This window comes from Agrobacterium vitis, from assembly GCF_037039395.1.
GTDB classification, from domain to species: Bacteria; Pseudomonadota; Alphaproteobacteria; order Rhizobiales; family Rhizobiaceae; genus Allorhizobium; species Allorhizobium vitis_E.
The window spans coordinates 2,891,252-2,904,552 of record NZ_CP146242.1; the positions used below are offsets into that span (position 1 = coordinate 2,891,252).

Sequence of the window (13,301 nt, forward strand, 5' to 3'; positions counted from 1 at the left end):
GAGGATCTGAGGCGGGATGTCGGCCTTGACGATAGGCTGCCTGAACAGGCCGCCGATGCTATCTGGTTGCCCGGCAGCAGGCTCAGGCATTTGCTGCAAGGCGTTCTTCGTTGAGCAATCCTGCCAGCGTCAACCCGGCGATCATCTCGCCTAGACGATGACGATAATGGGCTGTCTTTTTATCGACGCCGCTGTAAAGCCCCTGGCGGACCTGGGCGCTGCTGAGTGTCATCACCGCCCTGTCGGCCTTGTGGAAGTCGAGGCAGTTTGCGTCCCAGGGCAGGCCGCAAAAGGCCAGCAGGCGGCGCGTTTCGCCTTCCTGGTCGAGCGTCAATTGCTCATAGCCCAGCTCCAGCACATCATCAGGAAACAGCGTTTGCCAATGGGCGCAGAGCCTGCGCTGGGCGGCGATATAGCGGGCGGTCTCGGCTTGGTCGTAGCTATATTGCATGCCGTCACTGGGAAAATAGCTGGAATAAAGCGCAAAGCCGCTGGCCAGCGGATCGCGTTTCATGATGACGATCCTGGCGTCAGGAAACATCAACTTGATAAAGCCGACCCAGAGGAAATTGACCGGCATCTTATCGACGACACGGGCACCTCCAGCTTTTTCACGGACCGGATCGATATAGCGCCGCGCCGCATCGGCCAGGGCCTTGGGCGTCACACTATCGAGGCCACGCAATGTCTGGCGGTCTTGTTTGAAGAACGCGTCGGTAATCGCATAGCTGAGCGTTTCCAACTCACCGGCGCCGTAGACATCCGCGTGGCTGGCAAGGATCTGCTCCGTCAGGCTGGTGCCGGAGCGCGGCAGGCCAACCACGAAGATCGGCCGTTCCGGCTGGACATATCCCGCCTTGGCGATGCTGTCCTGCGTTGAGCGGATGAATTCGGCGGTGAACCGGCCTTGCAACGCCTGCATCAGGTCAAGATCCTGATCAATGGTGTAGGCCGTGAATTGGCGCCGCCGTTTACGGTTGGCGTCTTCGAGATAGGTGAAGGCATCGTCGTATCGGCTGATATCGTTCAGCGCCTTGTAAAGCGCAAAGCCGAGTTTCAGCCGTCGGGCAGGCTCAACTGCCAGCGTCGCATGCAGGGCCTGCATGGCGGCGATATCTGGATCGTCTGGCCGGGCGCGGCTCAACATGCCCAGCAGCAGATAGCTATCGACATGGGTGGGGTCGAGGTTCAGCACCCTGCGATAGGCCGCCTTTGCCTCATCCATCCGCCCGACGCCCTGCAATGCCTGTCCCAGGTTGAAATGCGCCGTGAGATCGTTGGGATGGGCGCTTGCCGCCCGCTCCGCCAGCGCCAGGCCTAGCTTGAAATCACCTGCAATCAGGCTGCGGAAACTTTTGTCGTTCAGCGCCGCTAACTGGTTTGGGTCGTGGTTGAGGGTTAGATCGTAGGCCTCATTGGCCTCCAGATGGCGGCCCGCCTGTTTGAGGCAATGGGCAAGGGCGCTGTAGAGCGCGGCATTCGGACCGCCTGCTGCTATTGCGGCCCGATAATGGGTGATTGCATCCGGCCAGCGCCCGTCGATCTGGGCCAGATCGGCAAGCCGGCTATGGGCGGAAGGCTCAGCGCGGATCGACAAGACCGCCTGCAGAAGCTCTGTTGCTCCGGCGTGGTCATGAAGATGGATTGAAATTTCGGCCAGATTGCGCGCCGCTGTGCAGGCCATCTGTTGCAGATCCTCGGCCTTGCGGCGATCGTCGGTTGGCAGCTTGGCCAGATCGGCTGGCTTATACTGGCGCGCCATGGCCAGCAGCGGTTCCAGTTTCTGGCGCTGGGCCTGTAGCTTTTCCAGGGCGCTCATCGTGTCCGTTCTTTCATGTCCATTCCGGACCCTGAATGGCAGATCAGCCCTGCGTGAAGCTGTGGTTACAGCAGGCGGTTGACCAGTTCGGCGGCGACCAGCGCGGCGATGACAGGCGGGCGCTTGTCCCGGATCGGGCTTGCCCCGATCGGCAGGATCAGGCGGTCGAGTATCGCCGGGTTGTCGCCCTCGCGTTCCAGCCAATGGGCGAAACTGGCGCGTTTGGTGGCAGAGCCGATCATGCCGATATAGGAGAGATCGTCGCGGGCCAAGGCTTCGCGGGCAATCAGGAAATCCAGCGCATGGTCATGGGTGACGATGACAACGCCGCCGCCGGGGGCAATTTGCGCCACATGGCTTTCCGGCATCGCCGTGCGATCGAGCGGAATGCCGGTTGGCACCGCGCCATCAATTGCGTCGCGTGCATCGATCAACCGGGTGCGAAACGGCAGTGGTGCCAGGGCCGCGGCCAGCGCCAGCCCGACATGGCCAGCGCCAAAAATGAAGACCTGGGGGAATGCCTGCCACGCCTGTTGTGCCAAGGTCAGCAGCTCTTGCCGCCGCTGCGGTGTCAGGAGAGAAAGCGTCAGTTTCACCCACCCGCCGCAGCATTGGCCGATGGCCGGGCCAAGCGGCACGGCCATCTCCGCCTGATCTTCGCTGGCCTCCAGCATAGCGCGGGCTTTTTCAATCGCCAGATATTCCAGCTGTCCGCCGCCGATGGTGCCAAGCACCTGATGGCGTGCCACCACCATCAGCGCCCCGGCCTCGCGGGGCGTTGAGCCTTTGGCTTCAGTGACAGTCACCGCCACACAGTCAGCGTGGCGCGAGAGGAACGCGGCAAGCACTGCGCCGGAAAGATCAGTCACGCGCGCTGTGCCTCCTTCAACCGCTCGACCGCCATCAATACCCGCTCCGGCGTGGCAGGCGTATCGAGGCGCGGGCAGGAGCGGTAATCGGTCACGCTTGCCACCGCCATGGAGATCGCTTCCAGCACCGAATTGGCCAGCATGAAGGGCGGCTCGCCAACCGCCTTGGAGCGGCCAATGGTGAGTTCGGTATTTTCCGCCCAGTCCGCCAGCTTGACGTTGAAGATTTTTGGCCGGTCTGAGGCGAGCGGTATCTTGTAGGTGGAGGGCGCGTGGGTGCGCAGCCGCCCTTTGCCGTCCCACCACAATTCCTCTGTTGTCAGCCAGCCCATGCCCTGCACGAAACCGCCTTCGATCTGGCCGATATCGATGGCCGGATTGAGCGATTTGCCGACATCGTGGAGAATATCGGTACGGTCAACAAGATATTCGCCGGTCAGCGTATCGATTGAGACTTCTGTGCAGGATGCGCCATAGGCATAGTAATAGAACGGCGTGCCGCGCCCGGTCTCGCGGTTCCAGTGGATTTTCGGTGTCTTGTAGAAACCGGCAGCCGAGAGCTGGACGCGGGCGAAATAGGCCTGGCGGATGAAATCGGGGAAAGCAATCTCTTCACCGCCGACCCTGACACGATTGGGCAGAAACACCACTTCTGCCTGCGACACACCCCATTTTTCAGAGGCAAACACCACCAACCGCTCCTTGATCTGGCGCACGGCATCATAGGCGGCCATGCCGTTCAGGTCCGAGCCGGAAGAGGCGGCGGTGGCAGAGGTATTCGGCACTTTGCCTGTCGTGGTGGCAGTGATCTTCACTCTGTCGATATCGACCTGGAAGCCATCGGCAATCACCTGGGCCACCTTGGTATAAAGGCCCTGGCCCATTTCGGTGCCGCCATGGTTGAGATGGATGGAGCCGTCCTGATAGACATGCACCAGCGCCCCCGCCTGATTGAAGGCCGTCATGGTGAAGGAGATACCGAACTTGACCGGGGTGAGCGCAATGCCCTTGCGGATCACCGGGCTCGCCTTGTTGAAATCGAGGATCGCGGCGCGCCGTGCCTGATAATCGCAGGAGGTTTCCAGCTCCTCGACCACGCGGGCGATGATATTGTCGGTGACCTGCTGGTGATAGGGCGTCAGGTCCCGGCCAGAGCCGGTCTCGCCATAGAAATTGGCTTTGCGAACCTCAAGAGGGTCTTTGCCCAGGGCGTAGGCGATTTCCTCGATCACCCGTTCTGCCCCCAGCATGCCCTGCGGCCCGCCGAAACCGCGATAGGCGGTGTTGGAGACCGTGTGGGTTTTCAGCGGTTGCGAGGTCAGTTTCACATGCGGGTAAAAATAGCTGCTATCGGCATGAAACAGTGCCCGATCGGTGACGGGGCCGGAAAGATCAGAGGAATAGCCGCAGCGGGCGGCGAAGTTTGCCTCTATGGCGTGGATACGGCCATCGTGATCGAAGGCGACGTCGAAATCCATTTTAAAATCATGGCGTTTGCCGGTAACGCTCATGTCCTCGTCGCGGTCCGGGCGAAACTTCACAGCCCGGTTGAGCTTCTTGGCGGCCAGGGCCGCGAGCGCCGCAAACTGATTGCCCTGGGTTTCCTTGCCACCGAAGCCGCCGCCCATGCGCCGCACATTGACGGTGATCGCATGCGAGGAAATATCCAGCACATGGCCGACAATATGCTGGATTTCCGACGGATGCTGGGTCGATGACCAGACGGTGACATCATCGTCTTCGCCGGGAATGGCCAGCGCGATATGGCTTTCCAGATAGAAATGTTCCTGGCCGCCGATCCGCATCGCGCCTTGCAGCCGGTGCTCGGCCTTGTCCAGCTCGGTTTCTGGCGTGCCGCGCTTCAGCACCATGCCTGGGGTTACGAGCGGCGCGCCGTTTTCCAGTGCGGCATCGATATCGGTCCAGAAGGGCAGGTCGCGGTATTCGATTTTGGCAAGCCTTGCCGCCTTGCGGGCTGCCTCGCGGGTTTCGGCAATCACGGCAAAAACCGTCTGGCCGTGAAACTCCACCCGGTCGGTGGCGATCAACGGTTCGTCATGTCGCCCGCCGGAGGAGACGTCGTTGGTGCCGGGAATGTCCTTGGCCGTCAGCACCGCGACGACGCCGGGATAGGCCTGAACACCAGACAGATCGATGGAGAGAATGTCGGCATGGGCGCGATCTGCCATGCCGAGCGCGCCGTGCAACAGACCGGCGGGTTCTGGAATATCGTCGATATATTCTGCACTCCCAGCCACATGCTTATGCGCTGAATCATGGCGCAGCGATTGATGCATCGGACCCTGGATTGTGGCGGCGGTGGTGAAAAGGGCCTTATCCATGGGGGTGGTTCCTTGCATCAACGGCAAAATAATATGGCTTCGCCCCCCTCATCCCCCTGCCGGGACCTTCTCCCCGCTGGGGAGAAGAGATGAGTGGAGATGCCTTGCTCCCAGTGAAATGCCGTATTCCAAACGGTTGCGATATGAACAAGGCATTTGCAGCTCGCGTCTTCTCCCCAGCGGGGAGAAGGTGGCGGCAGCCGGATGAGGGGGGCGAAGCCAAATGCCAGATGTTCATACCCATCAAACCCCCTCCATCGCAAAGCGTTCCAGTTCTTGTCTCTGGCCGGATGTTTCCAGAAAGAACCGTGTCAGCAGGTTCTTGGCCGTCAATTGCCGGTAATCGGCGCTGGCCCGCCAGTCGGAGAGCGGCTGATAGTCGGCATCGAAGGCGGCGCGGGCAGCCTCGATGCTCTCCCGGCTCCAGACTTTCCCCATAAGAACCGCTTCCACGGCGCGCGCCCGTTTCGGCGTTCCGGCCATGCCGCCAAAGGCGATGCGCAGGGTGGTGACGCGGGCTTGGGCATCCTTCTCCAGATAAAAGGCCCCGCAAAGCGCCGAGATATCCTCATCGCGGCGCTTGGAGATCTTGTAGATGGCAAAGTCGCTTTCGGCCTTGGGGCGGGGCAGAAAAATACGTTCGACAAATTCGCCCGACTGCCGATCTTGGCGGCCATACTCAATGAAAAAATCTTCCAGCAGCAAGGTTCGCGTTCCCGAAGCCGAGCGCAGCGTCACCGTCGCACCAAGCGCGATCAGGGCAGGAGGCGTATCGCCAATCGGCGAACCATTGGCGATATTGCCGCCAATCGTGCCCATATTGCGCACCTGCTGGCCGCCGATCCGCTCGATCAACCGGCCAAAGGCGGGGATTTCTGCCCGAAGACAGTCGAAGGCGGCGCTGTAGTTGACCCCGGCACCAAGGGTAATGCCGGTCTCATCGACCGTGATTTCCTGCAACGCTTCCAGATGGTTGATGAACACCACGGGGCTTAACGTCCGCATCTGCTTTGTCACCCAGAGACCGACATCGGTTGCACCGGCAACAATCGTCGCCTTGGGGTGTGCCGCCAGCACATTGGCCAGTGCCTCGATACTGTTGGGGACGATCAGGCTGCGGCCATCGTCGCCATCCAGGGCGATGGTGTCGGTGCTGGTCATGGCTTCCAGCGTGGCGATGATCTGCTCCCGTTCCCGTGCCAGAGGATCGAACAGCGCTGAAGGCCGGGTGAGGCCCATCTGTTCAGCGGCCTTGACGATGGGTTCATAGCCGGTGCAACGACAGAGATTGCCTTGCAAGGCCCGCTCGATTTCGGCCCGGCTCGGCGCCTCGCTTTCCAGCCACAGGCCGTAGAGCGACATAACGAAGCCGGGGGTGCAGAACCCGCATTGCGAGCCATGGCAATCCACCATGGCCTGCTGCACCGGATGCAAGGTGCCATCCTTGGCGGCCAGATGCTCGACCGTCACCACATGGCTGGCGTTGAGCGAGCCGATGAAGCGGATACAGGCATTAACCGCCTCATAGCGCAGCATGCCCTTCACCAGCCGCCCGACCAATACCGTACAGGCCCCGCAATCGCCTTCCGCGCAGCCTTCCTTTGACCCGGTCAGCCGCTTTGCCAGACGCAGATAATCCAGCAGCGTGCCGGTCGGATCGGCGCTATCAAGCGTCACGGGCTGGTCGTTGAGCAGAAAGCGGATGCGGTTGGTCATGATGGCCCTTTGAGCGATGCGTTGGAAAGATTACTGCGCCGTCCAGCCGCCGTCGATGGACAGGCTGGTGCCGGTGACCTGCTTTGCCGCATCGCTCGCAAGATAGAGCGTCATGGCGGCAATGTCCTCAACGGTGACGAATTCCTTGGTGGCCTGGAGATGCAGCATCACATCCTTGACCTCGCTTTCGGCAATGCCACGCGCCTTGGCGGTGTCGGGGATCTGCTTTTCCACCAGCGGCGTCAGCACATAGCCGGGGCAGATGGCGTTGACGGTAATGCCGCTTTGCGCCACTTCCAGCGCAACCGACTTGGTCATGCCGAGAATGCCGTGCTTGGCGGTGACATAGGCGGATTTGAACGGCGAGGCGACCAGGCCATGGGCCGAGGCGATATTGATGATCCGCCCGGATTTTTGCGCCTTCATCGCCGGGATGGCGGCGCGCATGGTGTGGAAGGCGCTCGACATATTGATGGCGATGATCTGGTCCCATTTGTCGATGGGAAACTCTTCAACGGGGGCGACGTGCTGAATGCCCGCATTGTTGACGAGAACATCGATGCCGCCGAATTCGGCGATGGCGGTTTCCACCAGTTCGGCGATTTCCTTGGGCTTGGTCATGTCGGCGGGGTGGTAGAGCGCCTTGCCGCCGCCCGCTTCCAGCTGCTTGCGGATCGACTCGATTTCACCGAGAGGGCCGAAACCGTTGATCAGCACATTGGCGCCTTCAGCCGCAAAGGCGCGGGCAATGCCAAGCCCGATGCCGCTGGTGGAACCGGTAATAACGACAGTCCTGGTCATGACGTAACTCCCTGTGCGATGATTTTTCTGGTTTGGCCGTGTAGCGAAGCGGTCGGTTGCGCCGCAGCAAGGTTAAACCTATGCCCAAATCCCTGTCCTATGCAATTGCCCTGTGCAATCAGGTTATGAGGAACAGACCAAGCCATCAGCAATAGGGCAGACCAGGATGAAGACTGGCCAGCCCGGTCTTTCCGGTGTTATCGAACAAGACGGTCGGAGCGGAGGGGTGAAGCCGAGAATGTCGCCTTCGTTTGTTTTTCATTTTCGGTTTTGACTTGGCATAAAACTTTCGTATCTTAATATAAGCGAAAGAAAGCGAAAACTCTGGGAGGAGTATCATGGGCGGTTTTGTGCTGGCGATTGACCAGGGAACGACGTCGAGCCGTGCCATCGTGTTTGATGGGGCGATGCGTATCGTTGGAACCGGCCAAAAGGAATTTCCGCAGATCTTCCCGCAATCGGGCTGGGTGGAGCATGAGCCGGAAGCGATCTGGGACAGTGTCGTCAGCTCTATCCACGATGCGCTGGCCCGCGCCCGGATCACCGCAAACGATCTCGCCGCCATCGGTATTACCAATCAGCGGGAAACCGTTGTGGTCTGGGATAAGGATACGGGCAAGCCGATCCATAATGCCATCGTCTGGCAGGATCGCCGCACATCGGCGTTTTGCGAAACGCTGAAGCGCGACGGGCTGGAAGCAACGTTCACGACGAAGACCGGCCTGCTGCTGGACCCGTATTTCTCCGGCACAAAACTGTCCTGGATGCTCGACCATGTCGAGGGCGCCCGTGCCAGGGCAGGCGAGGGCGGCCTGTGCTTCGGCACCGTCGATACCTACCTGATCTGGCGGCTGACAGGCGGCAAAAGCTTCGTCACCGATGCCACCAATGCCTCGCGCACGCTGATTTTCAACATTGCCGAGCATGGCTGGGATGAAGAATTGCTGGCGCTGTTGAACATCCCCGCCGCCATGCTGCCAGAGGTGAAGGATTGCGCTGCCGATTTCGGCGTGACCGACAAGGCGGTATTCGGGGCGGCGGTGCCGATCCTTGGTGTGGCGGGCGACCAGCAGGCGGCCACCATCGGACAGGCCTGTTTTGCGCCCGGCATGGTCAAATCCACCTATGGCACCGGCTGTTTCGCGCTGCTCAATACCGGCGCGGACCGGGTGGTGTCGAAAAGCCGGTTGCTGACCACCATCGCCTACCGGATGGACGGCAAGACCACCTATGCGCTGGAAGGCTCGATCTTCATTGCCGGTGCCGCCGTGCAATGGCTGCGCGATGGATTAAAAGTGATCGGCGATGCGGCGGAAACCGGGCGGCTGGCGGCTGAAGCCGATCCCGGCCAGCCGGTCTATCTGGTGCCAGCCTTCACAGGTCTCGGCGCGCCCTGGTGGGACCCGGATGCACGCGGCGCGCTGTTCGGCCTGACCCGCAATACCGGACCGGCAGAACTGGCCCGCGCCGCGTTGGAAGCCGTCTGCTACCAGACCCGCGACTTGCTGGATGCCATGCACAAGGACTGGCAGAACGGCGAGGACGACATGGTGCTGCGCGTCGATGGCGGCATGGCGGCCTCCGACTGGACGATGCAGCGGCTGGCCGATCTGCTTGACGCGCCGGTGGATCGCCCCTCCGTTATTGAAACGACAGCGCTCGGTGCTGCCTTCCTCGCGGCCAGCCGTGTCGGTCTCTGGCCCGGCATGGATGCGTTTGCTCGCGCCTGGGCGCGCGACCATCGGTTTGAGCCGGTCATGGATGCCGAGACCCGCACGGAAAAGCTCAGAGGCTGGCGGGATGCAGTCAGACGGACGCTGACGGCGGGTTGATGTCGCTCTCAAACTGAATCCGGCGCGGCTTGTATTCCCTTGATTTTAGGGGGAAAACATCGCTCTTCAGATTTTGATTCACATTCGTTGAACGCTGCGTTTTCGTCCCAGGGTTTGCCAAGGCCGGACTTTGCACTTATCTGCCTACTGCATAATTCTTTAAACCGGAATCGGGTTCAAGAGAAAATTATGCAGCAGATATAGGGAGCTACAGCGAACTTTTTTGCGCCATATAAGGCGCACGGCGCTGTAGCGAACAACTGAGGATGCGACCCATGGAACTTGGCCTTTACACCTTCGCGGATGTGGACCCTACGGCGCCCAACAAGGGGATGGAGGCCAAGCGGCGGGTGGATGATCTGCTGGAGGAAATCCGGCTGGCGGACGAGGTGGGGCTGGATGTCTTCGGTCTTGGCGAACACCATCGGCCCGATTACATGGCCTCTTCGCCTGCGACCATTCTGGCGGCTGCGGCTGTGCAGACCAAAAATATTCGCCTGACCAGCGCGGTATCTGTGCTCAGTTCCGATGATCCGGTGCGGGTGTTCCAGCAATTTGCCACCGTCGATCTGCTGTCGAACGGACGGGTGGAGATGATGGCCGGGCGCGGCTCCTTCATCGAAAGCTTTCCGTTGTTCGGCTATGATCTTGACGATTATGATCTTTTGTTTGCCGAAAAGCTGCAATTGTTGATGGAGATTCGCGACACCGAAATCGTCACCTGGGAAGGCGAGACCCGCAAGCCGATCCAGGGGCGTGGCGTTTATCCCAGACCGTTGCAGGACCCGCTGCCGCTGTGGATTGCCGTGGGAGGTACGCCGCAATCGGTAGCCCGGGCCGGCTATCTCGGTCTGCCGCTGGCCATTGCCATCATCGGCGGTGAGCCGCGCCGGTTTGCGCCGTTGGTCGATCTTTACCGGCAGAGCGGCGCGAAGGCCGGGGTCGATCCGGCGGCCTTGAAAACCTCGATCAATGTGCATGGTTTTATCCATGACACGACCCAATCGGCGGCTGACATTTTCTACGCACCGCAGGCGCAGGTAATGGACCGGATCGGCCGCGAGCGCGGCTGGGGACCGACCAACCGGGGCCAGTATGATGCGATGCGCGGGCCGCATGGGGCGCTGTTCGTTGGTGATCCGGAAGCGGTGGCCGAAAAGATCGTCGCCCATCACGCCCTGTTCAAAAACGACCGCTTCCTGCTGCAAATGGCCATCGGCCCGATGCCGCACAAGGATATCATGCGCGGCATCGAGCTTTACGGCACCAAGGTGGCGCCATTGGTGCGCCAAGAGCTTGGCCATGGCTTGACGTCGGTCGGGGCGGGGGCGTAAGCAGCGGCAAAACCTGCAAACGCTCATGAAAGTCCCAGAATGATCATCTCCAGCGACGAGGAACTCCAGCACCTGAAGGAGATTGGCATTCTCTGCGCGCTGGCGGTGAAAACCATGGGTGCCGCGCTGGAGCCGGGTATTACCACCCGTGAGCTGGACCTGATCGGCCGCAAGGTGCTGGAAGACAATGGCGCGCAATCGGCACCGGAGTTCTGCTATCAGTTTCCCGGCGCCACCTGCATCAGCGTCAATGAGGAAGTGGCCCATGGCATTCCGGGTGACCGGGTGATTGCTCGGGGCGATCTCGTCAATATCGACGTTTCCGGCGTCAAGAACGGATTTTTCGGCGATACCGGCTCATCCTTCATCGTCCCGCCGGGCAAGCCGAAGATCGAAAAACTGCTGCGTGACGGCAAGCGGGCGCTGTTTCTCGGCGTCACCCAGGTCAAGACCGGCGCGCCTTTTGCCAGTATCGGCAATGCCATCGGCGCCTTCGCCGCCAAGAACCGCTATACGCTGATTGCCAACCTTGCCAGCCACGGCATTGGCCGCGAATTGCATGAGGAACCGCGCGAACTTTCCACCTGGGCCGACCCGGATGAAACAAGAATCATGCAGGAAGGCCAGGTCTTCACCATCGAGCCTTTCCTGTCGCTGGGCGGTCAATGGGCCGAGGACGGCGATGACCCCTGGACGCTCTACAGCGACCCGAAAGCGCCCACCGTGCAGTTCGAGCACACCGTGGTGGCAACCCGCAACGGGCCGCTGATCCTGACGATGGTGGAGTAATACGAAAAGTCATTTCAATGACTTTTCGTCGTCCATTTAAGCGGACTGGCCTCAGCTCGCAAAGCTGACAGCGACACCCTTTTTCTTGAAATAGGCCTGCATGATCTTGCGGCCCTGACGATTCGGCTGTGCAAGCTTTGTGGTCTCGAACACCGCTTCCTTGGCGCCTTCGCGGGCCATGGCGGCCTTGAGAGCGGCGATATGCACATCGATCTCCTCGTTATCATTGTTGATCGAGGTGTAGATATTGTCGATGGCCTGTTGCAGGCTGAGGTCGCTCATGATGCACTCCTTGGAATTTTCTCCCTCCACTAGCGATTTTTGCGGTTTCGGCAAGCTTCAGCGATAAGAAACTGTGGGCTTGAAGCACGACCGGGCGTTTTTTAGGATGGCGGGAAAACCGGAAGCCTCTATTTCCTTTGAGCGCTCAATCAGTATTTTTGGTTTGTGGGGCCAAATCGGCGGTGCGATAAGCAGCCCATGAGGATCACGCCGCCCAGACATGCCAATCCCCCATTCACCGCTCTTGCGGGTGCGCTGTCCTTGGCTGCGGCCATGGGTTTTGGCCGGTTTTCCTTCACCCCCATTCTGCCGGGGATGATGGCAGATCTTCATCTCCTACCCGCCGATGCGGGCCTGATCGCGGCGGCGAATTTCCTCGGCTATCTCCTCGGGGCCGTGCTTGCTGGCCAGGGTTGGGCGGCGGGGCGCGAAAGGTTGATTGGGTTGTCTTCGCTTTTGGCAACCAGCCTGCTTCTGGCCGCCATGGCGCTGACGCAGCATGTCGGCGTGTTCATGCTCATTCGCTTTCTATCAGGCGCGGCCAGTGCCTTCGCGATGATCTTCACGAGTTCCATCGTGCTTGCCCATATCAGCACTCATGCCAGCAATCATGGTGGGGAATATGCCCAATCCACCCATTTTGGCGGGGTAGGCCTGGGTATCGCGGCGTCTTCCCTCTTGGTCTATGCCTTGCCGCACCTCTCTGGCACATCGACGGTTGCCGGGTGGCGGCTGGACTGGCTGGTCGGGGCGGCGCTGACCTTTGTTGTCTTCCTGGTTGTCAGCCTGCTGTTGCCACGGGTGCGCAAAACCGGGGTGAGGGCCGAGCAGGAGCCTCCGCTTTCCTGGGGCAGGCCGTTTCTTTTGTTGTTTGCCTCCTATGGCCTGTTCGGCTTCGGCTATGTGGTGACGGCCACCTTCATCGTCACCATGGCCCGCATGGCCAATGCGGGACCGGCTGCGGAATTTCTGGCCTGGTTTCTGGCGGGGATCATGGCGGCTGGCTCGCTTTTCGTCTGGCGTCCGGTGCTGGACAGGCTTGGACTGGCGGGCGCCTACAGCCTTGCCCTGCTTCTGGCGGCCATTGGGGTTTTTGCGTCAGTCGGATTGCCGGGCACGGCTGCCCCGCTAGTGGGAGCGGCTCTTCTCGGCTTAACCTTCATGACGATCACCGCCTATGGTCTGCGGCTGGCAAGAACCCTTGCCCCAGCCAGTTCCCGCAAGGCCCTGTCGATCATGACGGCGGCCTTCGGCGTAGGGCAGACGGTCGGGCCTCTGGTCGCCGGCTGGCTTGCCGCCATCAGCGGCAGCTTCGCGCTGCCAAGCCTTGTTGCAGGTGCTGTATTGCTGGTCAGCCTCATTCTGGCCGCAAGCCTGTGGAGAAAGACGGTCTGAAGACCTTTGCAGCGATTACAAATCGTTAAGGTGGTATTCCCACCATTGCTGCACTGCGGCTTCTGGCATAGTTTGCCGCGCTAAAGACGGCCACGACCATATCTTCAGGAAAGCGAGACCCC

Annotated in this window: 10 protein-coding genes; 4 read left to right on the plus strand and 6 right to left on the minus strand. The window is 60.6% G+C overall.

Features of this window, described 5'->3' with window-relative positions; genetic code table 11:
* Positions 1–82: 82 nt before the first annotated feature.
* The 5 genes from V6582_RS15885 to V6582_RS15905 form a co-directional block, all read right to left on the minus strand.
* Positions 83–1,819: a tetratricopeptide repeat-containing sulfotransferase family protein gene (locus V6582_RS15885; RefSeq protein WP_156630865.1), complete on the minus strand. Its 1,737-nt coding sequence runs from the start codon at positions 1,817–1,819 to the stop codon at positions 83–85.
* Between the two features lie 65 nt (positions 1,820–1,884).
* Positions 1,885–2,688: a xanthine dehydrogenase accessory protein XdhC gene (xdhC, locus tag V6582_RS15890; protein WP_337739184.1), complete on the minus strand. Its 804-nt coding sequence runs from the start codon at positions 2,686–2,688 to the stop codon at positions 1,885–1,887.
* The gene (gene xdhB / locus V6582_RS15895) at positions 2,685–5,030 is read right to left on the minus strand and encodes a xanthine dehydrogenase molybdopterin binding subunit (RefSeq protein ID WP_156630866.1); all 2,346 of its coding nucleotides are present in this window, start codon (positions 5,028–5,030) and stop codon (positions 2,685–2,687) included. The genes xdhC and xdhB overlap by 4 nt, the downstream gene beginning before the upstream one ends.
* Positions 5,031–5,273: 243 nt before the next feature.
* Positions 5,274–6,746: a xanthine dehydrogenase small subunit gene (gene xdhA / locus V6582_RS15900; RefSeq protein ID WP_156630867.1), complete on the minus strand. Its 1,473-nt coding sequence runs from the start codon at positions 6,744–6,746 to the stop codon at positions 5,274–5,276.
* A gap of 30 nt (positions 6,747–6,776) precedes the next feature.
* Positions 6,777–7,547, minus strand: a complete 771-nt coding sequence (locus V6582_RS15905) for a 3-hydroxybutyrate dehydrogenase (protein WP_156630868.1) — start codon at positions 7,545–7,547, stop codon at positions 6,777–6,779.
* 338 nt (positions 7,548–7,885) lie between these two features.
* Here V6582_RS15905 and glpK point away from each other — a divergent pair, with 338 nt between their 5' ends.
* The 3 genes from glpK to map all read left to right on the plus strand — a co-directional run bounded on the left by glpK (position 7,886) and on the right by map (position 11,502).
* Positions 7,886–9,379, plus strand: coding sequence for a glycerol kinase GlpK (gene glpK, locus V6582_RS15910; RefSeq protein WP_156630869.1), 1,494 nt, complete (start codon positions 7,886–7,888; stop codon positions 9,377–9,379).
* 275 nt (positions 9,380–9,654) lie between these two features.
* Complete coding sequence (locus V6582_RS15915) at positions 9,655–10,713, plus strand: LLM class flavin-dependent oxidoreductase (protein ID WP_156630870.1); 1,059 nt, start codon at positions 9,655–9,657, stop codon at positions 10,711–10,713.
* A 39-nt stretch (positions 10,714–10,752) separates the two neighbouring features.
* On the plus strand, positions 10,753–11,502 hold the full coding sequence (gene map / locus V6582_RS15920) for a type I methionyl aminopeptidase (RefSeq protein ID WP_156630871.1): 750 nt from the start codon (positions 10,753–10,755) through the stop codon (positions 11,500–11,502).
* 51 nt (positions 11,503–11,553) lie between these two features.
* Here map and V6582_RS15925 read toward each other — a convergent pair whose 3' ends face one another.
* Positions 11,554–11,784, minus strand: coding sequence for a hypothetical protein (locus V6582_RS15925; RefSeq protein ID WP_070149030.1), 231 nt, complete (start codon positions 11,782–11,784; stop codon positions 11,554–11,556).
* Positions 11,785–11,982: 198 nt separating this feature from the next.
* Here V6582_RS15925 and V6582_RS15930 point away from each other — a divergent pair, with 198 nt between their 5' ends.
* Positions 11,983–13,179: a YbfB/YjiJ family MFS transporter gene (locus tag V6582_RS15930; RefSeq protein WP_156630872.1), complete on the plus strand. Its 1,197-nt coding sequence runs from the start codon at positions 11,983–11,985 to the stop codon at positions 13,177–13,179.
* The last annotated feature ends 122 nt before the right edge of the window (positions 13,180–13,301 follow it).

Excerpts from the sequence above, each read along its gene's own strand:
- V6582_RS15930 (WP_156630872.1), top strand. The coding sequence starts at position 11,983 with ATGAGGATCACGCCGCCCAGACATGCCAATCCCCCATTCACCGCTCTT.
- map (WP_156630871.1), top strand. The coding sequence starts at position 10,753 with ATGATCATCTCCAGCGACGAGGAACTCCAGCACCTGAAGGAGATTGGC.
- V6582_RS15915 (WP_156630870.1), top strand. The coding sequence starts at position 9,655 with ATGGAACTTGGCCTTTACACCTTCGCGGATGTGGACCCTACGGCGCCC.
- glpK (WP_156630869.1), top strand. The coding sequence starts at position 7,886 with ATGGGCGGTTTTGTGCTGGCGATTGACCAGGGAACGACGTCGAGCCGT.
- V6582_RS15885 (WP_156630865.1), bottom strand. The coding sequence starts at position 1,819 with ATGAGCGCCCTGGAAAAGCTACAGGCCCAGCGCCAGAAACTGGAACCG.
- xdhA (WP_156630867.1), bottom strand. The coding sequence starts at position 6,746 with ATGACCAACCGCATCCGCTTTCTGCTCAACGACCAGCCCGTGACGCTT.
- V6582_RS15925 (WP_070149030.1), bottom strand. The coding sequence starts at position 11,784 with ATGAGCGACCTCAGCCTGCAACAGGCCATCGACAATATCTACACCTCG.
- V6582_RS15905 (WP_156630868.1), bottom strand. The coding sequence starts at position 7,547 with ATGACCAGGACTGTCGTTATTACCGGTTCCACCAGCGGCATCGGGCTT.
- xdhB (WP_156630866.1), bottom strand. The coding sequence starts at position 5,030 with ATGGATAAGGCCCTTTTCACCACCGCCGCCACAATCCAGGGTCCGATG.